Here is a 20,913-nt window from a genome sequence, read left to right as displayed (position 1 = left end):
AAACTCCTTTATTTCCTTGACAGCTTCATGTTAGGAATTCATCGTTATTCATCAATCAGAATATGGTTCATGTATATGAACGAACGGGACAGTTCTGAAGTCAAGTCGGCGGTCCGCGTGCTGGAGCTTCTGGAGCTTCTGTCACGCGCAGAAGAGCCGATGACGCTCCGCGCCATCGTCTCCGAGCTCGGCTACCCCAAAAGCAGCACTTTCAATCTTCTCGCCACGCTGATCTCGCGGGCTTACGTCGTGCGGATCGAGCCGGAGAGCTACAAGATCCACGATGCGTTCCGGAACGGGCCTGGCTGGGCCAGCGGCCGCGACGCGCAGCTGATAGCCACCGCCCAGCCGATCATGGATGCGCTGCGCGATCAGGAAGGCGAGACGGTGTTTCTCGGCACGCGTCGTCGCGACGGCAGGGTGCGCATCCTGTCCAAGAGCGTCAGTCGGCAGGCGGTTCGCTTCGATTCCGACCTCTGCGGCACCGACCCAGCCTATTGCACGGCCATGGGCCGCGTGCTGCTCGCCTCCTGGGCATCGCATCGCGTCGACGCCTATCTGGCTCGCGAAAGGCTGGTGAAAATCACCGACTACACGGTCATCGACCGGGTGCAGCTGCGCAAGATCTTCGACGAGACCCGCCGCAACGGCTTCGGGGTCAGCGACCGGGAGGCCGTGCCCGGGGGGTCCGGCGTTGCCGCACCCGTGCGCGACAGTTCGGGCGAGGTGATCGCCGCTCTCAACATCGCCACAGTCGCCCCGCGCTTCGACTCCTGCAAGGACAGGCTCGCCCAAGCTGCCATCCGCAACGCGGCCGAACTCAGCTACCGCCTTGGCTTCAAAGGCTCTATCACAAGCGGAAAATAAGCATGGAAATTCAATTCAACGGTAAGAATGTGCTCGTCACCGGCGCCGCACGCGGCATCGGCAGTGCCATCGCCATCGCCTTTGCGGATGCTGGCGCGAGCGTGCTGGCAACCGATGTCCTCGAGACGGAACTGCATGGGCTGCGAACGCAAAGCGGCGACCGGATCGAGACAGATCGCCTCGATGTCACCGACGAGAACGACATCCGCCGCTGCGTGGAAGCGCGGGCCCAAAAGGGCCGCCATTTCGACGTCTACGTCCACGTCGCCGGCGGCGTGCTAGGCCAGAAGCGCAAGCCGTTGGAAGAGGTAACCAGCGCCGAGTGGGACCGCATCTATGACGTGAACACCAAGGGCGCCTTCCTGGTGGCGCGCGCACTGGCGCCGTCGATGAAGCAGCGCAAGCAGGGCAAGATCGTCATGATTTCCAGCGGCGCTGGCCTCGGCGTCAGCCTGACCGGCATCCAGGCTTATGCCAGCGCCAAGGCCGCGCAGATCGGCCTGACGCGCCAGCTCGCGCATGAGCTCGGGCCCTTTGGCATCAATGTGAATGCGGTCGCCCCCGGCTTCCTGCGCACCAGCCCCGACTATGAACGGCAGTGGGCCTCCTACGGCGAAGCGGGCCAGCAAGCGATGATCGATGAGATCCCGCTGCGCCGGATCGGCGAACCGGAAGACATCGCCAATGCCGTGCTCTTCCTCACCTCGCCCTATGCCAGCTGGATCACGGGGCAGACCCTTTCGGTCAATGGCGGCCCAACCTCCTGAGAGAACTGCAATGGATAAAGTGCTCGACACCTGGAATTGGCCAGAGGAACGCTGGCGCAGTGTGCTCAACCATGTGCGCGCCGGCCGCAGCCTGAAGCCCGCCTCCTGGGCAGACGGCGCACGCTGTGCGGTGGCGCTGTCTTTCGACAGCGACCACGAATCCTTCGAGCTGCGCGACGGCGGCAAGTCGGTCAGCGCGCTTTCGCAGGGCCAGTTCGGCCCGCGCCAGGGCATCCCCCGCATCCGCGCCCTTCTCGAACGCTACGATATCAAGGCGAGCTTCTTCGTGCCGGCCGTCTCGGCGATGCTCTATCCCGACGAGCAGCGCGGGCTGGCAGAAGCTGGCAATGAGATCGCGCTGCATGGCTGGATCCACGAACGCAACACGCTGCTCGACGGCGCAACCGAACGCGAGCTGCAACTGCGCGCCGCCGACAAGCTCGAGGAGATTGTCGGCGTTCGGCCTGTTGGCATCCGCACTCCCTCCTGGGATTTCAGCGCTCACACGCTGCAGATCACCAGGGAGATGGGGCTGCTTTACGACTCCTCGCTGATGGCCGATGTCGACTGCTATGAGCTTCTGATGGACGGCGAGCCGACCGGCGTGGTCGAATTGCCGGTGGAATGGATCCGCGATGACGCGGCCTATCTGATCATGGATCGCTGGGGCGGCCTGCGCCCGCAGATCGCGCCGGCCGACATCCTCGGCATCTTCATGCGCGAGTTCGACGCGGCCTATGTCGAGGGCGGCATCTTCCAGCTCACCATGCATCCCGACATCATCGGGCACCGCTCGCGCATCTGGCTGCTGGAAGAACTCATCCGCCACATCCGCAGTCATCCCGGCGTGTGGTTCGCCACCCATGCCGACGTGGTAAGACACGCCAAGCAACACGCGGTCTAGCATCCTCCCAAGCACTGACCGCAAATGAAAACGGCCGCCGGATTGGCGGCCGTTTTCTGTTTCACGCTACGCTGGTAATCAGGTGCGCGGGCTGACGTCGGCGCCGAACCACTTTTCGGACATCTGCTTCAGCGTGCCGTCGTCGCGCATCGAGTCGATCGCCTTGTTCAGGATGGCCTGCAGCTCCGGCTCGTTCTTGCGGATGCCCATGCACACATTGGTGGCCATGATGCCGCCGGTGAGGAGCGGGCCGCTGACCTTCAGCGCGCCGCCGCTCTTCTTGGCGCGATCGACGACGAAGACGACATTGTCGAACTGGCCATCGAGGCGTCCGCCCTTGAGGTCGAGTTGGCTCTGCTCGGAGCCCTTGTAGCTACGCACAGTGGCTACGTCCTTGAAGTTCTCTTCGACGAACTGAAGCTGGCTGGTGGACAGCGAAGCGCCCAGGGTCGAGCCCTTCAGCACATCCTTGAGATCCTTGAGGGCCTGCTTGCCCTCCTCGGTGTCGATCGACAGATGCTCGCCGGTGTGCGGCAGCTCTGCCAGCGGGCCATCGGCGCTCATCAGGAAGGTGTTCGGGGTGATCGCATAGGGATCGGTGAAGTCGATCACTTCGCGGCGCTTGGGGTTCGGGCCCATGGTCAGCACGACATCGAACTTGCCGGCGACGAGCGAGGGGATCTGGCTGTCCCAGTCCTGCGCCACGATCTTGCAGTCGAGCTTGGCGCGCACGCAGACTTCCTTGGCAACATCCAGGTCGAAGCCTTCCAGCTCGCCGCTCGGCGTGGTCGCATTGAAGGGCGGGAAAGCGCCTTCGACACCGACGGTCACGGTCTTCCATTCCTTGGCATGGGCGATCCCGGCTGCCGGCACGCCCAAGGCCAACACAGACACAAGCGCCATGAGCGAACGTCTGCTGATCATTACATTTCCTCCAAATGCCTTCACGAGGCCCGATTGATTGACACAATGGCGAGACAAGACAGCGCCGAGAACCCGCCTGTTTCGCAGGTTACGACTCTTTTCTTGTTCTTTCAGGAGAATGTCGTTCATGTCCATGAACATTCACCCATGGACGGCTAACGGCTTTTGCACCCTGCTTGCAGACGCAAGCGCGCGCCCTTCAAGGGCCTTCCCTCGAAGGGCAACAACAGAACCTTCGGCGTGAAATGCTGATGCTAAAGCTTGGCCTTGGTGCTGCGCGGCGTTGCCAAGAGCAGACTGGTTTCGCTGTTGGTGACGCCGGGAATGAGGCGGATACGGCGCAGCACCGCGTCGAGATCGGTCAGGGTCGTGGTGCCAAATTCGACGATGAGGTCCCAACGGCCGTTGGTGGTGTGGATGGCCGAGATTTCCGAATAGCCTCCCAGGGCCTGCACCACGCGGTCGGTCACATGGCCCTCGATCTCGATCATCATGATGCCGCGGACAGGCTGGTCGACCGCGTCGGCGCGCAGGATCACCGTATAGCCGAGTATGTCGCCGGAACGCTCCAGCTTTTCGAGACGAGCCCGCGCGGTGGCGCGCGAGACGCCAAGATCCGAAGCCAGATCGGAAATGCTCCGGCGCCCGTCGTGACGCAGCAGCTTGATCAGCCTTTCGTCCAGCTCGTCCATTCCGGTTCTCATATTGGCAAGTCTAATATACCAATCTGATAATCCAGATCGATAGGATTGCCAATTCAATCTGTTCATTCCGCCACCGCAATCGGCTTAAATGTAGACGAAATTCACCCACAGGCGGACCAATATGCATTGCAGGATTTTGGGCGCGCCGGTCCAGGACGGAACCGGGCGCAAAGGTTGTGAAATGGGGCCGAGCGCGCTGCGCGTGGCGGGCCTCGTCGAAGCTCTCACCGAGCTCGGCAACACGGTCGAGGATCTCGGCGCGGTGACGCCCGAGTCGCCTCTGCCGGTGTCCCATCGCAACTCCGTGCTGAAGGCATTGCCCGAGATCGCGGCCTGGACGGCAGCTCTCGCCGATGCGGCCTACCAGGCCAGCTCCGACGCCATGCCGATCTTCCTTGGCGGCGACCACAGCATTTCGGCCGGCACCGTTTCGGGTGTCGCCCGCCGTGCGGCCGAGATCGGCCGGCCGCTCTTCGTTCTGTGGCTTGATGCGCACACGGACTTCCACACGCTCGACACCACGACCAGCGGAAACCTGCACGGCGTTCCGCTCGCCTATGTTGCCGGACTCCCGGGCTTCGACGGCTATTTTCCGGCGGTGACCTCGGCGGTCGATCCCAAGCGCATCTGCACGCTGGGTATCCGCAGCGTCGATCCCGCCGAGCGAATTGCGCTGAAGGAAGCAGGCGTGCTGATGTATGATATGCGCGCGATCGACGAGCATGGCATCGCGCCCCTGTTGCGCGATTTCCTTGCGCGCGTCATCGCAGAGAACGGCATGCTGCATGTCAGCCTCGACGTCGATTTCCTCGACCCTGCAATCGCACCCGCGGTCGGCACCACTGTGCCTGGCGGAGCCACCTTCCGCGAGGCGCATCTGGTGATGGAGATGCTACACGACAGCGGGCTGGTGACCAGCCTCGACCTGGTCGAGCTGAACCCCTTCCTCGACGAACGCGGACGCACGGCAACTCTCATGGTCGATCTGACGGCAAGCCTGATGGGGCGCCGCATCATGGACCGCCCCACACGGAGCTACTGACATGACCAATCCCGCCCTCAACATCGTTCCATTCGTCAGCGTCGACAACATGATGACGCTGGTGCTGCGTGTTGGCGTCGAACGCTTCCTCGTCGAGCTTGCCGGCTATATCGAGGAGGACTTCAAGCGGTGGCCGGTCTTCGACAAGACGCCGCGCGTCGCCTCGCACTCGAGGGAAGGCGTCATCGAACTGATGCCGACCAGCGACGGCCAGCTCTACGGCTTCAAATATGTCAACGGTCACCCGAGCAACACGCGCGACGGCCGCCAGACCGTCACCGCCTTCGGCGTGCTCGCAGACGTCGGCAACGGCTATCCGATGCTGCTGACGGAGATGACCATTCTGACGGCGCTGCGCACGGCGGCAACCTCTGCCGTCGCGGCCAAATACCTCGCACCCAAGAACGCCGACACGATGGCCATCATTGGCAATGGTGCGCAGTCCGAGTTCCAGGCGTTGGCCTTCAAGGCCGTGCTCGGCGTCGACAAGCTACGCCTGTTCGACATCGATGCCTCGGCGAGCCGCAAAGCCGCCAGCAACCTCGCCGGCAAGGGTTTTGATATCACCATCTGCCATTCGGCCCAGGAGGCGGTCGAGGGTGCGCAGATCATCACCACCGTCACCGCCGATAAGCAGTATGCCACGATCCTCACCGACAACATGGTCGGCAACGGCGTGCACATCAATGCCGTGGGCGGCGACTGCCCGGGCAAGACAGAGTTGCACCGCGACATCCTGTTGCGCTCCGACATTTTCGTGGAGTATCCGCCGCAGACCCGCATCGAGGGCGAGATCCAGCAACTCGACCCAGACCATCCGGTGATCGAGCTTTGGCAGGTGATGACCGGAGAAACGCAGGGTCGGCGCGATCCTCGCCAGATCACGCTGTTCGACTCGGTCGGCTTTGCCATCGAGGACTTTTCGGCGCTGCGCTATGTGCGCGATCGACTGCAGTCGACCGGCCTTTACGAGAAGCTCGACCTGCTGGCCGATCCCGACGAGCCGCGCGATCTGTTCGGTATGTTGCTGCGGCACGCCGCCAAGCAGGCCGAGGTCGCCTGATAATAAAAGGCGACGGCGCATCGCCAGATGCGCCGTCGCGGGGCCCTAGCTTTACCGCAGTGAAGGCCCAGTTACAGGGCAAAAACCTGGTCGTGGGTTCCCACGAAGAACTTGCCTTCGGGCGTCACCCAGCCGCGGAACATTCCATCGGTGTTGTAGGGCGCCGCGATGTTGCCCTTGGCGTCGACGGCCACCAACCCGGCGCCGATGCTGCGCGGCTGGAACTCATCGATGATGATCTTCGACGACGCCTGCTCAAGGCTCTCGCCGAGATAGGCAACGCGCGAAGCCACTTCATGGCCCACCGCGTGCAGGATGAAGAACTCGCCCTTGCCGGTGCCCGAGACGGCGCAAACACCGTCGCGTGCATAGGTGCCGGCGCCGATGATCGGTGAATCGCCGACGCGACCTTCGGGCTTGTTGTTGTAGCCGCCCGTCGAGGTAGCGGCCGCAAGGTGCCCGGCTGCATCGAGCGCGACTGCGCCCACCGTGCCGTGCTTTTCGGACTCGCTGGCCTTAGCCGCCGTGCCCTGCTTTTCGTGTTCCTTCATCGCGGCTAGCGCCTTCACCCGGCGCTCGGTGGTGAAATGGCTGTTCGGCACGACCTCGAGGCCGCCTGCCTTCGCATAGTCGTCCGCGGCATGGCCTGCCAGAAGCACCGCCTCGCCGCGCTCCATGACCAGACGCGCCGCACGGATCGGGTTGCGGATATGCCTGGACCCGGCAACCGCACCGCCGGTCTGCGTTTGACCGTCCATGATCGAGGCATCGAGCTCATGATAGCCGGCCGCGTTGAGGGCTGCGCCATAGCCGGCGTTGAAGTGCGGCGAATCCTCCATGACGATCACCGCCACCTGGACGGCATCGAGCGCGCTGCCGCCTGCGGAAAGGATCGCCCAGCCGGCCTCAAGCGAGCGGCGCAGATCGACGCGCGCGGCGGCCCACTCTTCTTCGCTCAGATCGAGCTTGGCCATGACGCCGCAGCCGCCATGAATCGCCAGTGCAACAGGTCCCATTTGGATATTCCTCAAAAGTGGAGCGGCCGCCCCGGAAGGCGGCCGCAAGGTCTCATTTCGCCGGGTTAGTTCGCCGGGCGGATGTTCATCGCCAGCGTGTCCTCGTCGGAACGCGGCGTGATGGTCAGTTCCTTCTTCATGCCCCAGGCCGAAACCGTGGACGCGATCGGCAGGATCGGACGCTCCTTGGCGACAAGGGCGTTGGCATCCTGCAGCAGCATCTCGCGCTTCGGCGTGTCCATCTCTGCGGCCGCGCCTTCGATCAGCTTGTCCATCTCCGGGTTGGAATAGTGATGGACGTTGAAGCCGCCGAGCTTGGTCTCGGGGTCGTTGGTGTGCAGCAGTGCAGCCAAGGCATAGTTCGCCTCGCCCGTCAGCGTGCCCCAGCCGGACATGCCGAAGCTGTAGTCGCCGCGCGTGTTGGCCGGGAAGTAGACCGCGCCCGGCTGGGCGTTGGCTTCGACGGTCACATTGATCGCAGCCAGCATCTGCGCGATCGTGGTGCCGACTTCCTTGTCGCTCGGCAGACGATCGTTGGTGAAGTTGAACACCACCTTGAAGCCGTCCGGGTAGCCGGCGTCGGCCAGCAACTGCTTGGCCTTCTCGACGTCGGGCTGGGCGAGCTGGATCGCCGGATTGTAGCCGAAAATGTTCGGCGTGATGATCTGCGACTGGGCCTTGCCCATGCCTTCCATCGCCACTTCGGTGATCGTATCGCGATCGATGGCGAGATCGAAGGCCTCACGCACGCGCGGGTCGAGGAACGGGTTCTTCGCCAGCGGCGAGCCGTCATTGGCCGTGATCTGCGGGGCCTGTTCGCGGAAGTCGAAATAGACCAGGAATTCGTAGACGCTGTCGGTCTTGATGATCCTCAGCGAGGAATCGTTCTCCAGGGTCGCGATGTCGGACGCGGGGATGCGGGCGACGATGTCCACCTGGCCGGCCTTGAGCTGCGCAACGCGAGCAGCATCGTTCGGCAGTTCCTTGCGGATCACCTTGTCCCACGGCTCCTTGCCGCCCCAGTAGTCGTCGAAGCGCTCGAGAACCAGCTCTTCCTTCGGCGTCCAGGAAACGAACTTGTAGGGGCCGGTGCCGATCGCGGCCTTGCCCGAGTTGAAGCCTTCGGTCGCGTGTTCGGGCGTGTCGGAGAAGTCCTTGGCCGCGACATGCGAGACGATGAAGAGACGGATGAAGTCGTTGGGCAGCGTCGGCGCCGGGCCGTCCGTCTTGACGCGAACGGTGTAGGGATCGACGATCTCGATATCCTTGACGCGGCGGACGTAGACGGTGGTCGGGTTGGCGCCCGTGACGTGCGGGATGCGCTCGATGGAGAACTTGACGTCCTCGGCGGTGAAGTCCGAGCCGTCGTGGAACTTCACGCCCTTGCGCAGCTTGAACTCCCAGGTCGTGTCGTCCAGTGCCTGCCAGCTTTCAGCCAGGCCCGGCTCCAGCTGCAGATCGTTGCCGGATTTGATGAGCGTGTCGAAGATGTGCTTCATCGCTTCGGCATGGGTGCCGGTGGCCGTGAAATCCGGATCGATCGAGGCCGGTCCCGAGCGCACGCCGATGGTCAGGTCGGCAGCAAGCGCGACGCTGGAAACGCCGGCATAAAGGCTCAGGGCAAGCGCGAGCCCGGTGGTTGCGCGCAACAGATTCATACTTCTTCCATCTCCTCTGGAGTGTCTGTTTGTTGGCTGGACTTTTTGTTTGACGGCCAGGTCTCTGGCCACTTGCTCGAATCGGCGACGACCTTTGCCAGCAGCTCGGAGAGCATCAGCTGCTCGGCCGGGCTGAGCGAGGACAGCATCAGCTGCTCGCGCTCGCGCATGGGCTGCATGGCCTCGTCGACGATCCGTCTTCCTTCATCCGTCAGGTAGAGGACAAAGCTCCTGAGATCGCCGGGATCAACCTCGCGACGGATGATGTTCTTGTCGATCAGCTTCTGAATGGCGCGGCTGATCGTGTTTCGCGGGAAGCCGGACGAATTGCAGATGGCGCTCGCGGTGACGCCGTTCTTGAGACTTAGCGAGTAAAGCACCACGAACTCGACGCGTTGCAGGCCGAATTCCACTTCGATCCAGCGGTAGATCGGCACATTGAACTGCAGCGCCAGGAAATTGATCCGGAACGAAAACCAGCACGGATTCTGCCAGAGCTTGACTGCGACGAGTTCGTCCACGGCCCCTTCGGGCACGTCTCGTCGTCCTGCTTCCATCAGCAGATCATCAAGAGTCGTCAACCCGGTGTCCTGCGACGCCATGGTCACTTCTCCCCACCCGTTGTTTGTTCCGGATGGAACTTGACTTAGCGCAAAACCGCTGTCAATTTCTTTTTTTTGTTCCTAATAGAACAATATTGGACTATTTCGACGTGGTGCCGATCGCGCTTCTGCCCCAGCGTAAGCGCCCGCGCGAAACTGATTTCGCATAGCCTGGAAGTGAGAGCCCAATGGACATAGCTGAGATGAACTGGATTCAGGTGGAAGAGCGCGCCGCTAAGGACGACCGCTGCATCCTGCCGATCGGCAGCGTCGAGCAGCACGCCTATCTCAGCCTCTGCACCGACATGATCCTGGCTCAGAAGATCTCCATCGATGCGGCAGCGCCTCTCGGCATTCCGGTGTTCCCGGTCATGCCCTACGGATTGGCTTCGTCTTTCGCCGCCTATCCGGGAACGATGACGCTAAAGCTCTCGACTTATATCGGCGTGATCGGCGACCTTCTGGACAGCATGTACAGGTCGGGCTTCCGCCGCATTCTCGTGGTCAACGGACATGGCGGCAACACGCCGGCGACGGCGGTCATCTCGGAATGGCTGAACGAGCATCCCGACGCCCGGGTGAAGATGCACGACTGGTGGCGCGCGCCCCTGACCTGGAAGAAGGTGATGGACACCGACCCGGCCGCCTCGCACGCGTCATGGATGGAGAATTTCCCGTGGACGCGTCTCGCCGACGTTGCACAGCCGGCCGAAAGCAAGCCGCGCATCGACTTTGCCCGGCTGGCGCGCGTCGACGCCGCCACTAAGCGTGAGATGCTGGGCGAAGGCAATTATCACGGCCTTTTCCAGCGCCCCGACGCAGACATGCAGGCCATCTGGGACGTGGCGGTCGCGGAAACCCGCGCGCTTCTGGAAGCCGATTGGGACTGACCCGGTAACAACCTAGGGCAAGAAGACGTCCAAAACGGACGCGACAGGGGAGCGATGGTTTCTTTCATCTTTCAACGCTTCTTCCAGGCCGGGCTGGTGGTCATCGCCATGTCCGCCTTGGTTTTCTGCGGGGTCTATGCCGTCGGCAACCCTATCGACGTTATGATATCGCCTGACGCGACGCAGGAGATCCGCGCGCAGGTGATCGCCCGCTACGGGCTCGACCTGCCGCTGTGGGAGCAATATCTCCAGTTCGCCAACCGTCTCATTCACGGCGATTTCGGCATGTCCTTCGTCTATGGCATGCCGGTCGGCACGTTGATCCTGTCGCGCCTCCCGGCCACGCTGGAGCTGACGCTGTTCGCCGTCATTCTGGCCTCGGCCGTCGGCATTCCGCTCGGCGTCTATGCCGGCTACCGGCCGCAGAGCCTTGCCTCGCGTGTCATCATGACTGCATCGATCCTTGGCTTTTCCGTGCCGACCTTCTGGTTCGGCCTGATGCTCATCATGCTTTTTGCCGTGCAGTGCGGCTGCATGCCGGCCGGCGGGCGCGGCCACACCGCCACGCTCTTCGGCATCGAATGGAGCTTCCTGACCGGCGACGGCTTGAAGCATCTTCTGCTGCCGGGCATCAACCTGGCGCTGTTCAAGCTGTCGATGATGATCCGCCTGGCACGAGCCGGAACTCGCGAAGTTATGGTGAGCGACACGGTCAAGTTCGCCCGCGCCGCCGGCATCAGCGAAGGCACCATCCTGCGCCGCCACGTGCTGAAGCTGATTTCGATTCCGCTGGTCACCGTCTTCGGCCTCGAGTTCGGCTCGACGCTGGCCTTTGCCGTGGTGACGGAAACGATCTTCTCCTGGCCGGGCCTCGGCAAGCTGATCATCGACAGCATCACCTCGCTCGACCGCCCCGTAATGGTCGCTTACCTTATGCTGGTCGCACTGCTGTTCATCGTCATCAACCTGGTCGTGGACCTCGTCTATGTGCTGCTCGATCCGCGTTTGAGAAAGGGACGGGCATGACGAACGCCTCCACCCCAATGCGCGACTTCTTCAGGGATTTCTCGCGCAACCGCGTCGCGCTTGCCGCCGGCGTCGTGACGCTGCTGATCGTCATCCTGGCGATTGCAGCCCCACTCTTCGCGCCGCAGGACCCGTATGACCTCGCCCATCTGGCGCTGCGCGATGCGCGGCGCGCTCCGGGCTATCTCGGCACGGGCGGCTATGTCCACCTGCTCGGCACCGATGCGCAGGGGCGCGACCTGCTCTCGGCGATCCTCTACGGCCTGCGTATCTCGCTTGAGGTCGGCGTGATCTCCGGCGCTGTCGCCTTCACCGTTGGCGCGCTGGTCGGCACCAGCGCCGCCTATATCGGCGGGCGCGTCGAAAGCCTCTTGATGCGCATCATCGACCTGCAGCTGTCGTTTCCGGCAATCCTGCTGGCCTTCGTGATTGCCGCGATCCTCGGCCAGGGCCGTTACCAGCTGATCCTTGCGCTCATCTTCGCCCAATACGCCTACTTCGCCCGCACCGCTCATGGCGCAGCTTCCGCTGAACGACAGAAGGACTATGTCGAGGCAGCTCTTTCGGTGCCGCTGAAGGCGCGTCGGGTGGTACTGCGTCACATCCTGCCCAACTCGCTACCGCCGCTGATCGTGGTTGCAACGGTGCAGGTGGCAAGCGCTATCTCGCTGGAAGCGACGCTCTCCTTCCTAGGCGTCGGCCTGCCGCCCACGGAACCGTCGCTTGGCATGCTGATCGCCAACGGCTTTCAGTATCTGCTGTCGGGCCGCTACTGGATCTCGATCTATTCGGGCATCGCCCTCATTCTCTTCATCGTGTCGCTCAATCTGGTCGGCGACCAGATCCGCGATCAGCTCAATCCGAGGCTGCAGAAATGACAGCTCCGCTTCTGCAGGTTACCGACCTCAAGACCCACTTCCACACCGCCAGGGGCGTGATGAAGGCGGTGGACGGCGTGTCCTTCTCGCTGGCCGCCGGCGAGGTCCTGGGCCTTGTCGGCGAGTCCGGCTCTGGCAAGAGCATCACCGGCTTCTCCATCATCGGTCTGATCGACCACCCCGGCCGCATCGAAAGCGGCTCGTCGATCAAGCTCGAGGGTCGCGAACTTGTCGGCCTGCGCGCCAACGAGCTGCGCGCCATCCGTGGCAAGGCCATCTCCATGGTCTTCCAGGACCCGATGATGACGCTGAACCCGGTGCTGAGCATCTTCACGCAGATCAAGCTTGCGCTGGAAGCGCATGGCAAGGTCTCGTCCGCCGAGGCACGGCAGCGGGCGATTGCGGCACTCAAGCAGGTGCGCATTCCGGACGCCGAAACCAAGGTGGATTTCTATCCGCACCAGTTCTCCGGCGGCATGCGCCAGCGCGTGGCGATCGCGATTGCGCTCCTGCACAAGCCCAAGCTGATCATCGCCGATGAGCCGACCACCGCGCTCGACGTTTCGATCCAGGCCGAGATCCTGGCCGAGATGAAGGAGTTGGTGGCAGAGACCGGCACGGCGCTGATCTGGATCAGTCACGACCTCGCAACTGTCGCCTCCATCGCCGACCATGTGGCGGTGATGAAGACCGGCCGTATCGTCGAGGCCGGCCAAACCCTGGACGTGCTGCTCAAGCCCCAGCACCCCTATACGCGCGCTTTGCTCGACTCGCTGCCCTCGCGCGCCGAGCCGGGTACGATGCTTGCCCGAGGCAGCAGCGATGGTGCTGCCGACCCTGTGCCGCCGCCGCGCCGCGCAGGAGCCGACCAGAACCGGATGCCGAAGCACGGCGTGCCTTATTTCGTCGTCGACGGGGTCAGCAAGCACTTCAGCAAAAGCACCGGCCTGCTGCATGGCCTGGCCGAGAAGGCTGGCCTCACCTCGCCCGTTCCGGTGGTGCAGGCGGTGGACAATATCAGCCTGACGCTGGCGCGCGGCGACGCACTGGGCCTCGTCGGCGAATCCGGCAGCGGCAAGTCGACGCTCGGCCGTATCGCGGCCGGCATTTACCCACCCACCTCCGGCATCGTCCGGCTGGAGGGCGAGCGTGTCATCTCCAGCGGCCGTTCACCGAAGAAGATCACCACGCGAATCCAGACCATCTTCCAGGACCCGTTCGCCTCGCTCGACCCGCGCATGCGCGTCGGCGACAGCATCTCCGAAGGCCCCTTGGCGCATGGCCTCGTCGGCCGCGCGCAGGCGGGCGAATATGTCCGCCAATGGCTCGCAGCGGTGGGTCTCGACCCGGCATTCGCCGGTCGCTATCCGCACCAGTTTTCGGGTGGCCAGCGCCAGCGCGTGGCGATTGCGCGTGCGCTTGCCATGCAGCCCGACGTGGTGGTGTGCGACGAGCCGGTGGCCTCGCTCGACGTTTCCATCCAGGCGCAGATCATCAACCTCTTGATCCGCCTGCGCAAGGAACTGGAGCTGACGCTCATCTTCATCTCGCACGACCTCTCGGTCGTCCGTCATCTTTGCGACCGCGTCGCGATCATGTATCGCGGCCGCATCGTTGAGGCTGGCCAGACCGCCGAGATCTACGAGAACCCGCGGGACGACTACACCCGCCGGCTGCTCGCGGCGGTACCCGTGCTGCCGCAGGCGATGCCAGCGGATGCGGCTGTCCTTTGAACCATCGAAATACGAGGTAAATGATGGAACCCTGGCAGTGGGACGAGACGGTTTGGCGCGGCAAGGTGAACAAGGTGCGCGCCGGCCGCTCGCTGAAGCCGAAGAGCTGGAAGAACGGAGCGCGCTGCGCGGTGGCGCTTTCCTTCGACAGCGACCATGAGACCAACGAACTGCGTGACGGCGGCGAATCCATCGGCCGCATGTCGCAGGGCCAGTACGGGAACCGCGTCGGCATTCCGCGCATCCTCAAGACGCTCAGCGACAACGACATCAAGGCGACCTTTTTCGTGCCGGCCGTGGTTGGCCTGCTCTATCCTGACGAGCAGAGCCGGGTAATCGCGGAAGGCCACGAGATCGGCCTGCATGGCTGGATCCACGAGCTGAACACCAAGGTTCCGCCGGAAAACGAGCGCGATCTGCACTTCCGCGCCGCCGACGCGCTGGAGAAGATCACCGGCGTTCGCCCTGTCGGCATGCGCACGCCCTCCTGGGATTTCTCGCAAGTCACGCTCAAGATCCAGCGCGAGCTTGGCCTGCTCTACGACTCCTCGCTGATGGCCGATGATGACCCCTATGAGATCGTCGAGGACGGCGAGCCGACCGGCATCGTCGAGCTGCCGGTGGAATGGATCCGCGACGACGCGGTCTATTTCAACATGAACCGCTTCACCGCCCACCGGCCCTACACGCCGCCGACGGCAGTGTTGGACATCTTCCGCCGCGAGTTCGACCGCGCCTATGAGGAGGGTGGCCTGTTCCTCCTGACCATGCACCCGCATGTCATCGGCTACCGCTCGCGCATCACCATCCTGGAAGAGCTGATCCGCCACATCCGCGGCCGTGACGATGTCTGGTTCGCCACGCATGCGGACATCGCTGCCTATGCCGCGGAAGGCCTGAAGGCCTAATCCGGCCTTTGCCCAGACCGGATCGGCACCGCCGACCCGGTGCATTGGATAATTCCGATCACGCGCGAGCCCCGCCGACCGGCGCGGCTCGCGCTACACTTTTAAGCCTCCGCCAAGGCGGCCTTGAAGCTGTCATCGAGAACGCTGACCAGATGGTCGGCATTGGCGCGGCTGAAGATCATCGGCGGGCGCATCTTCAGCACATTGTCGTGCGGGCCTTCCGTGCCAATCAGTACGCCGCGCTTACGCGCGCCGTCGTTGATGCGACGAGCAAGCGCAGTCGCCGGCTCCTTGGTCTTGCGGTCGGTCACCAGCTCGATGCCGAGGAACAGGCCCGCCCCGCGCACATCGCCGATGATCTCGTAGCGCGCCTGCAACTCGCGGAAGCGCTTCATCAGATAGGCGCCGATCTCGGCTGCGTTCTGCTTGAGCCCGTCGCGCTCGATCACGTCGAGCACCGCCAGTCCCGCCGCGCAGGAGACCGGGTTGCCGCCGAATGTGTTGAAGTACTCCATACCGTTGTTGAAGGACGCGGCGACCTCGTGCGTCGTCACCACCGCCGCCATCGGATGGCCGTTGCCGATCGGCTTCCCCATGGTGACGACGTCGGGCACCACGCCCTGCATCTCGAAGGCCCACCAGTGACTGCCGACACGGCCGAAGCCTACCTGCACCTCGTCGGCAATGCAGACGCCGCCGGCGGCGCGCAACATGGCGTAGACTTCCTTCAGGTAGCACTCGGGCAAGAATACCTGGCCCGCGACGCTCGGGATGGATTCGGCGATGAAGTAGGCTGGTGCGCGGCCTTGGCTTTGCATCGTCTCGATCTGCTCGGCGATGCTCTGCGCAAAACGCTTCGCATGTTCTTCCACCGGCCAGTCCGCCGGACCACGATAGCTGTCGGGAATGACCGCTTCGAACACATGAGCCGGCCGGCCCTTGCCGCCCTTGCGCTTGTATTTGTAGGGGCTGAGATCGATCAGTTCCTGCGTGGTGCCATGATAGGCCCAGTCGAGCACGATGGCGTCGCTGCGGCCGGTATGAGCGCGCGCCATACGCAGCGCGAGCGAGTTTGCTTCGCTACCCGAGCAAGCGAAGGACGCCACCGCCAACCCATCGGGCAGCGTCGCCGTCAGCCTCTCGGCGTAGGTGACGATGTTGTCGTGAAGATAGCGCGTGTTGGTGTTGAGCTTCGCAGCCTGCTTCGAAATCGCCTCCACCACATCGGGGTGAGCGTGGCCGAGGTGGCAGACATTGTTGAAGCAATCGAGATAGGCGCGGCCGCGATCGTCGATCAGCCACGCGCCCTCGCCGCGCACGAACTTTATCGGCTCCGAATAGGAAATCGAAAGATTGGGCAGAAGCTTTTCCTTGCGCGCCGCCACGATCTCAGGTCGCGTGCGCCCGCTCTGGTGGAAGGTTTCGGCCGGAATACCGGCGAGCACCGACGCATCCGGAAACAGCTCGGCCCAGACGTCGAGATAGCGCGCCTCGCCGACGCCGAGAATGTCGCGCGCGGCAAGGCTCGGATCGGTCGAAATCTGGAAGTGCAGATGCGGCGCCCAGCCGCCGTTCTGCTCCGGCGCGCCCATCATGGCAACGAGATCGCCGGCCTCCAGCCTGTCACCGGGTTTCAGCCGCGTCGTCACTTCATGCGCCAGATGCCCCCAGAGCGTGATGAAGGGCGGGCAGCCCTCGGGCCGATGCTCCAGCGCTACCAGCCCGCCATAGCCGAGCGGATCTTCCTCGATCTCGACGCTCACCACCGTCGCCGCGAGCGGCGTGTAGAGTTTCGTGCCGGCCGGCATGAACAGGTCGAGGCCGAGATGGTGGATGCGCCGCTCGCCCTCAACGAAGCGCGACTTGAACATCTCGCCGGCATAGACCGTGCGCGCCTCGCCCCACGGCCCCATCCCAAGTTCGATGCCGTGCTTGGCGCAATAGTCGTCCCACCAGGCGGTGGCTTCGTGCGGCCGCTGGCCAGCGGAATCGACCGTCATCGGATGGTGCGGGTCGCCATAAGGCACCAGCGCCTTGACCAGCGTCGCCGGGTGGCGATCGAGGACCGGCGCCAGCTCCTTGCGATGTGCTTCGATCCAGTTCGTCACGGCGCGCGCGCCCGGCGCGGCATCGAAGCCGCAGGCATGGCGCAGGATGGCGGTGGCAAAACGCCGGTTCATCGCGCCCAGCTTGCGCAGCAGCCGCCAGGCGGGCGCCTCGCTGATCGCGAGATAGGGGTTGTCCTCGGTCTGCTTGCGCCGCGCCGCCGACAGCGTGACGCTGATGACAAGCCGCATGGCGATGAGGTCGAACAGGACGTCCAACTCCTCCTCAAGTAGCGGATATTCGCGGTGGAAGCCGGCCGCCAGCCTTGCTGCCGCGCCGATCGGGTCTTCCGTGTCGAGGATCGAATAGGCGCAGGCCACCGCCACTTCGGCAATCAGCACCGAATGCAGCGCATCGCCGAAATCGATCAGCCCGGCGACGCGCGGCGCGCCGGCCTCGTCCACCAGCACGTTCCAGTCATTGGCGTCATTGTGGATCACCTGCGCGCGCAGCGAAGGCAGGCGCGGCGCGACCTCCGCGTCGAAGCGGTCGAGGAGGCGCTCCAGCAGCGCCCGGTCATCAGCGTCTGCAATGTGGTGCAGGCGCTGGCGTGTGTCGCCGACGCGGCGGATGTCCCAATCGAAACTGCGCAGCGCGCCGGGATGAATAAAGCCCTGCAGCGCGCGGTCCAGTCGGCCGAGCGTGGCGCCGAGGCTTTCGAGCAGCTCCAGCGAACGCTCGGCTTGCGCAAAGGGCTTGCCCGGCAGCCACGAAACCATGCGCAACGCGTGCTTCTCGGCACCGTTCACATAGGCGAGCGCTTCGCCATTGTGGGCCTTCTTCAACCGGGGAATGGCAAGATCGGGCGCCGTATGCGCCAGATGCTCGAGCAGGGCCGTCTGGAACTCGCTTTCGCTGCGCGGCTCGCTGGCATTGACGATCTTCAGGATCCACGTGCCCTGACCGGAAGTCAGCCTGACATTCTGGTCGCGTTCGCTGTCGAGCGGGCTTGCTTGGCCGCTCACGCCAAAATGGCTCAGCGCCAGTTCCGTCGCGGCATCCAGGGAAAGATCGGGGGCGGGGTGGGTCACGTCGGTCATGGCAGGTCCGTTTTTTCGTTTGCGCGGAACTTGGCACGGGCCGAAAAATCAGGCATCCGGCAAAGCGTCGGTTGGACCGGCAGTTTGCCTGCTTTGACCGACACTTTGACGGAAGCCAGCGGAGCCGCCACATGAAGGAACTCGACGCCAAGGACAGGGAGATTCTCGGCATCCTGACGAAGGAGGCGCGTATCCCGCTGAAGACGCTCGCGGGCCGCATCGGCCTGTCGCGCAGCGCCACAAGCGAGCGCGTCGCGCAGCTCGAAAAGTCGGGCGTGATCCGCGGCTATCGCGCGGATGTCGGGCAGATGGAACAAGGCCTGGTCTGCGCCTTCCTGCTGGTCACGCTGGTGCGCACGCCTTCGCTCGGCATTCTCGACCAACTTGCACGCCACCCGGAGGTGCGGCGGGTTTCGTCGGTCAGCGGCCAGCTGGACCTCATCGTGGAGGTCGAGGTGCCGTCCATCGATCGTCTCAATACACTGCGCGACCTGATTGCGAGCCACACTGGCGTCGACGACCTTACCACCGCGATCATTCTGCGCCGGGACATCGAAAGGACCGCGTGATTTTGAGGCTCAGGCCACCTTTGGCAGCGGATGGGCGGCAGAAAAGCCGATCGCCTCTTCCAGCTTCGCCGCACAATCAAGCAAGAAGCGGTCCTCGTGCCAGCGCCCGACCAGTTGGAGGCCGATCGGCAAGCCGGCGGGCGAAAGCCCGGACGGGATGGACAGCGCCGGGTGCCCCGTCAGGTTGAATGGGAAGGTGTAGGGATACCACGCGCCGCGAATGGTGCCGGCGTCCCGGCCGGCGATCTCGACGCGGCCCAGCGGGTCGAGCCCGACCGGCAGCGCGGGAGCCGACAGCGTCGGCGAGGCGATGACGTCGCAGCGCTCGAACACCTCCTGCACTTTGGCAAAGCAGGCGGTGCGGGCGAACTGCGCTTCGCAGAGATCGGCCGCCGAGTAGTTCATGCCGGCCCTGATGGTCTCGATCAGCGTCGGGTCGAGCTTTCCGGGGGTCTTTTCCATCGCCTTGCCGACGCGGGCCCAGAGCAGTGAGCGCAGCACGACCAGGAATGGCTCTTCCATCGAGACGAAATCGAGCTCGATGAGCTCGACCTTCATGCCCAGCGCTTCGGCCTTGCGCATGGCTTCTACCGTCGAGGCCTCGACCTCCGGATCGAGCACGTTGCCGCACTTCAGCAGGAAACCGACGCGCACCGGCTCGCCAATATCGCGCTCGACCGGCGCGGGTGTTGCCTGCCCGAACGGGTCGCGGCGGTCGGGTCCTGCCAACACGTTGAACATCATCGCCGTATCGGCGACGTTGCGCGCCATCGGCCCCACATAGGAATTCGCACCGAACAGATCGGGCGCCTGCAAATTGGGGATGACGCCAAGCGTCGCCTTGAGCCCCACAACGCCGCAGCAGGCGGCAGGAATACGGATCGAGCCGCCGCCATCGGTGCCGAGCGCCAGCGGCCCCATGCCGGCCGCGACTGCTACGGCCGCGCCACCGCTCGAACCACCGCAGGTAAAGTCCTTGTTCCAGGGGTTGAGCGTGCGGCCGAAGAACGGGCCTTCCGTAAAGGGCTTGTGCCCGAATTCCGGCGTCGTCGTCTTGCCGATGACTATGGCGCCTGCACCCCGCGCACGGGCCACGCCCACCGCATCCGCCACCGGCACCTGGTTCGCATAAAGCGCCGAGCCTTGCGTGGTGGCAACGCCCTCGGTGGTGGTCAGGTCTTTTATCGAAAACGGCAGGCCGTGCAGCGCGCCAAGCTCGCCGCCGCGCACAACTGCAGCTTCGGCCACCTTGGCCTCGGCGCGGGCGCGCTCATGCGCCAGCGCCATGAAGGCGTTGAGGTCGGCGCGTTCCTCGATGCGCGCGAAGGCCGCCTCCACTGCCTCGACCGGCGAAATCTCCTTCGCGCGGATCGCGGCGGCCAAGGCTACAGCGGACAGTTCGGCGATCTCGGTCATGGCGGCCTCCGGCGGGAAAATTCGGTCAGATCATCCAGCGGCCGCCGTCGATCAGCAGCGTCTGGCCGGTGATGAAGCGGGCGTCCTGGCTGGCGAGAAAGCAAACCACGCCAGCCACGTCTTCCGGCTCGCCGACGAAGCCGGCTGGTGTCGCCGCCTTGATGCGGTCCAGCACCTCCACCGGCATCTTGTCATGCGCGCGGGTGCGGATGGCGCCGGGCGCGACCGCATTCACGGTGACGCCATGCGGCGCAAGCTCGCGCGCCAGCGAGCGGGTGAAGCCGACAATGCCCATCTTGGCCGTGGCGTAGTCGACCAGCCCGGCATCGCCGACGAAGGCGGCATCGCTCGACATATTGACGATGCGCCCGCCGCGCTCGCGCATTGCGGGCGCAACGAGGCGCGACAGCCGCATGGTGCTGAACAGCGAAACTTCGAACACGAAGCGCCAGACCTCTTCGTGGGAGGCGTGGAAGGGTGCGGAGCGCTCACGGCCGCTCTGGCCGACATTGTTGAAGAGGATGTCGACCGGGCCGAATTCTTTCGTCGCCGCCGCATGGAAGACTTCCAGCACGGCGATGTCGGTGCAGTCACCGGCCATCGTCAGCACGCGGTCCTGCGGCAGGTCGCCGAGGCCTTCGGCCAAGCCGGCGGCATCAAGGTCGATCGCCGCTACGCGCGCGCCTTCCGCGACGAAGCGCCGGGCCGTCGCCGCGCCGATGCCGTTGCCGGCGCCGGTGACCATGGCAAGTTTTCCTTCGAAACGACCTGTCGCTACGCTCATGGCTCAGTTCTCCAAA

19 protein-coding genes are annotated in these 20,913 nt (G+C 64.1%); 11 read left to right on the top strand and 8 right to left on the bottom strand.

Going from position 1 to position 20,913, the window contains the following annotated elements; genetic code table 11:
• Positions 1–69: 69 nt before the first annotated feature.
• From C7I85_RS05120 to C7I85_RS05110, 3 genes are read left to right on the top strand one after another with little or no spacing between them, the layout of a single operon-like run.
• Positions 70–867 carry an IclR family transcriptional regulator gene (locus tag C7I85_RS05120; protein ID WP_245444812.1) on the top strand — a complete coding sequence of 266 codons (798 nt, stop codon included), beginning with the start codon at positions 70–72 and terminating at the stop codon, positions 865–867.
• A 2-nt stretch (positions 868–869) separates the two neighbouring features.
• Complete coding sequence (locus tag C7I85_RS05115) at positions 870–1,634, top strand: SDR family NAD(P)-dependent oxidoreductase (RefSeq protein ID WP_106722859.1); 765 nt, start codon at positions 870–872, stop codon at positions 1,632–1,634.
• A 10-nt stretch (positions 1,635–1,644) separates the two neighbouring features.
• Entirely contained in the window at positions 1,645–2,538 is an 894-nt protein-coding gene (locus tag C7I85_RS05110) for a polysaccharide deacetylase family protein (RefSeq protein WP_106722858.1), read from the top strand.
• A 78-nt stretch (positions 2,539–2,616) separates the two neighbouring features.
• Here the strand turns inward: C7I85_RS05110 and C7I85_RS05105 are convergent, their stop codons facing one another.
• Positions 2,617–3,462: a transporter substrate-binding domain-containing protein gene (locus C7I85_RS05105; RefSeq protein ID WP_181257089.1), complete on the bottom strand. Its 846-nt coding sequence runs from the start codon at positions 3,460–3,462 to the stop codon at positions 2,617–2,619.
• A 254-nt stretch (positions 3,463–3,716) separates the two neighbouring features.
• On the bottom strand, positions 3,717–4,154 hold the full coding sequence (locus C7I85_RS05100) for an Lrp/AsnC family transcriptional regulator (RefSeq protein ID WP_106722857.1): 438 nt from the start codon (positions 4,152–4,154) through the stop codon (positions 3,717–3,719).
• 133 nt (positions 4,155–4,287) lie between these two features.
• On the opposite strand from C7I85_RS05100, the gene rocF reads away from it, so the two are divergent.
• Positions 4,288–5,208 carry an arginase gene (gene rocF, locus C7I85_RS05095; protein WP_106722856.1) on the top strand — a complete coding sequence of 307 codons (921 nt, stop codon included), beginning with the start codon at positions 4,288–4,290 and terminating at the stop codon, positions 5,206–5,208.
• Between the two features lies 1 nt (position 5,209).
• On the top strand, positions 5,210–6,271 hold the full coding sequence (locus C7I85_RS05090; RefSeq protein ID WP_106722855.1) for an ornithine cyclodeaminase: 1,062 nt from the start codon (positions 5,210–5,212) through the stop codon (positions 6,269–6,271).
• A gap of 71 nt (positions 6,272–6,342) precedes the next feature.
• On the opposite strand, the gene C7I85_RS05085 is transcribed toward C7I85_RS05090, so the two are convergent.
• The 3 genes from C7I85_RS05085 to C7I85_RS05075 form a co-directional block, all read right to left on the bottom strand.
• Positions 6,343–7,287: an isoaspartyl peptidase/L-asparaginase family protein gene (locus tag C7I85_RS05085; protein WP_106722854.1), complete on the bottom strand. Its 945-nt coding sequence runs from the start codon at positions 7,285–7,287 to the stop codon at positions 6,343–6,345.
• 65 nt (positions 7,288–7,352) lie between these two features.
• The gene (locus tag C7I85_RS05080; RefSeq protein ID WP_106722853.1) at positions 7,353–8,945 is read right to left on the bottom strand and encodes an ABC transporter substrate-binding protein; all 1,593 of its coding nucleotides are present in this window, start codon (positions 8,943–8,945) and stop codon (positions 7,353–7,355) included.
• Positions 8,942–9,547 carry a MarR family winged helix-turn-helix transcriptional regulator gene (locus C7I85_RS05075; protein ID WP_106722852.1) on the bottom strand — a complete coding sequence of 202 codons (606 nt, stop codon included), beginning with the start codon at positions 9,545–9,547 and terminating at the stop codon, positions 8,942–8,944. Before C7I85_RS05075 ends, C7I85_RS05080 begins: the two co-directional genes overlap by 4 nt.
• A gap of 188 nt (positions 9,548–9,735) precedes the next feature.
• Between C7I85_RS05075 and C7I85_RS05070 the strand changes: the two genes are divergently transcribed.
• From C7I85_RS05070 to C7I85_RS05050, 5 genes are read left to right on the top strand one after another with little or no spacing between them, the layout of a single operon-like run.
• Positions 9,736–10,437: a creatininase family protein gene (locus tag C7I85_RS05070; protein ID WP_106722851.1), complete on the top strand. Its 702-nt coding sequence runs from the start codon at positions 9,736–9,738 to the stop codon at positions 10,435–10,437.
• Between the two features lie 54 nt (positions 10,438–10,491).
• Positions 10,492–11,463, top strand: coding sequence for an ABC transporter permease (locus C7I85_RS05065; protein ID WP_106722850.1), 972 nt, complete (start codon positions 10,492–10,494; stop codon positions 11,461–11,463).
• Entirely contained in the window at positions 11,460–12,341 is an 882-nt protein-coding gene (locus C7I85_RS05060) for an ABC transporter permease (protein ID WP_106722849.1), read from the top strand. The genes C7I85_RS05065 and C7I85_RS05060 overlap by 4 nt, the downstream gene beginning before the upstream one ends.
• Positions 12,338–14,074, top strand: a complete 1,737-nt coding sequence (locus C7I85_RS05055; RefSeq protein WP_106722848.1) for a dipeptide ABC transporter ATP-binding protein — start codon at positions 12,338–12,340, stop codon at positions 14,072–14,074. Before C7I85_RS05060 ends, C7I85_RS05055 begins: the two co-directional genes overlap by 4 nt.
• A gap of 20 nt (positions 14,075–14,094) precedes the next feature.
• The gene (locus C7I85_RS05050; protein WP_106722847.1) at positions 14,095–14,982 is read left to right on the top strand and encodes a polysaccharide deacetylase family protein; all 888 of its coding nucleotides are present in this window, start codon (positions 14,095–14,097) and stop codon (positions 14,980–14,982) included.
• 101 nt (positions 14,983–15,083) lie between these two features.
• Here the strand turns inward: C7I85_RS05050 and C7I85_RS05045 are convergent, their stop codons facing one another.
• Positions 15,084–18,128, bottom strand: a complete 3,045-nt coding sequence (locus C7I85_RS05045) for an aminotransferase class III-fold pyridoxal phosphate-dependent enzyme (RefSeq protein WP_106722846.1) — start codon at positions 18,126–18,128, stop codon at positions 15,084–15,086.
• 131 nt (positions 18,129–18,259) lie between these two features.
• Here C7I85_RS05045 and C7I85_RS05040 point away from each other — a divergent pair, with 131 nt between their 5' ends.
• Complete coding sequence (locus tag C7I85_RS05040; protein ID WP_106722845.1) at positions 18,260–18,697, top strand: Lrp/AsnC family transcriptional regulator; 438 nt, start codon at positions 18,260–18,262, stop codon at positions 18,695–18,697.
• A gap of 9 nt (positions 18,698–18,706) precedes the next feature.
• Here the strand turns inward: C7I85_RS05040 and C7I85_RS05035 are convergent, their stop codons facing one another.
• Both C7I85_RS05035 and C7I85_RS05030 read right to left on the bottom strand, forming a co-directional pair.
• On the bottom strand, positions 18,707–20,113 hold the full coding sequence (locus tag C7I85_RS05035; protein ID WP_106722844.1) for an amidase: 1,407 nt from the start codon (positions 20,111–20,113) through the stop codon (positions 18,707–18,709).
• Positions 20,114–20,138: 25 nt separating this feature from the next.
• Complete coding sequence (locus tag C7I85_RS05030) at positions 20,139–20,897, bottom strand: SDR family NAD(P)-dependent oxidoreductase (protein ID WP_106722843.1); 759 nt, start codon at positions 20,895–20,897, stop codon at positions 20,139–20,141.
• Positions 20,898–20,913 lie beyond the last annotated feature (16 nt).

This window comes from Pseudaminobacter soli (ex Li et al. 2025) (genome assembly GCF_003012705.1).
In the GTDB taxonomy this organism is placed as follows: domain Bacteria; phylum Pseudomonadota; class Alphaproteobacteria; order Rhizobiales; family Rhizobiaceae; genus Pseudaminobacter; species Pseudaminobacter soli.
The sequence above is the reverse complement of the archived record's forward strand: the minus strand, read 5'-3'. Positions and strand labels throughout refer to the sequence as shown.

Coding starts and splice junctions, on each gene's coding strand:
- C7I85_RS05035 (WP_106722844.1), bottom strand. CDS start 20,113: ATGACCGAGATCGCCGAACTGTCCGCTGTAGCCTTGGCCGCCGCGATC.
- C7I85_RS05040 (WP_106722845.1), top strand. CDS start 18,260: ATGAAGGAACTCGACGCCAAGGACAGGGAGATTCTCGGCATCCTGACG.
- C7I85_RS05120 (WP_245444812.1), top strand. CDS start 70: ATGTATATGAACGAACGGGACAGTTCTGAAGTCAAGTCGGCGGTCCGC.
- C7I85_RS05065 (WP_106722850.1), top strand. CDS start 10,492: ATGGTTTCTTTCATCTTTCAACGCTTCTTCCAGGCCGGGCTGGTGGTC.
- C7I85_RS05090 (WP_106722855.1), top strand. CDS start 5,210: ATGACCAATCCCGCCCTCAACATCGTTCCATTCGTCAGCGTCGACAAC.
- C7I85_RS05050 (WP_106722847.1), top strand. CDS start 14,095: ATGATGGAACCCTGGCAGTGGGACGAGACGGTTTGGCGCGGCAAGGTG.
- C7I85_RS05045 (WP_106722846.1), bottom strand. CDS start 18,128: ATGACCGACGTGACCCACCCCGCCCCCGATCTTTCCCTGGATGCCGCG.
- C7I85_RS05060 (WP_106722849.1), top strand. CDS start 11,460: ATGACGAACGCCTCCACCCCAATGCGCGACTTCTTCAGGGATTTCTCG.
- C7I85_RS05030 (WP_106722843.1), bottom strand. CDS start 20,897: ATGAGCGTAGCGACAGGTCGTTTCGAAGGAAAACTTGCCATGGTCACC.
- C7I85_RS05085 (WP_106722854.1), bottom strand. CDS start 7,287: ATGGGACCTGTTGCACTGGCGATTCATGGCGGCTGCGGCGTCATGGCC.
- rocF (WP_106722856.1), top strand. CDS start 4,288: ATGCATTGCAGGATTTTGGGCGCGCCGGTCCAGGACGGAACCGGGCGC.
- C7I85_RS05105 (WP_181257089.1), bottom strand. CDS start 3,462: ATGATCAGCAGACGTTCGCTCATGGCGCTTGTGTCTGTGTTGGCCTTG.
- C7I85_RS05080 (WP_106722853.1), bottom strand. CDS start 8,945: ATGAATCTGTTGCGCGCAACCACCGGGCTCGCGCTTGCCCTGAGCCTT.
- C7I85_RS05110 (WP_106722858.1), top strand. CDS start 1,645: ATGGATAAAGTGCTCGACACCTGGAATTGGCCAGAGGAACGCTGGCGC.
- C7I85_RS05070 (WP_106722851.1), top strand. CDS start 9,736: ATGGACATAGCTGAGATGAACTGGATTCAGGTGGAAGAGCGCGCCGCT.
- C7I85_RS05055 (WP_106722848.1), top strand. CDS start 12,338: ATGACAGCTCCGCTTCTGCAGGTTACCGACCTCAAGACCCACTTCCAC.
- C7I85_RS05100 (WP_106722857.1), bottom strand. CDS start 4,154: ATGGACGAGCTGGACGAAAGGCTGATCAAGCTGCTGCGTCACGACGGG.
- C7I85_RS05115 (WP_106722859.1), top strand. CDS start 870: ATGGAAATTCAATTCAACGGTAAGAATGTGCTCGTCACCGGCGCCGCA.
- C7I85_RS05075 (WP_106722852.1), bottom strand. CDS start 9,547: ATGGCGTCGCAGGACACCGGGTTGACGACTCTTGATGATCTGCTGATG.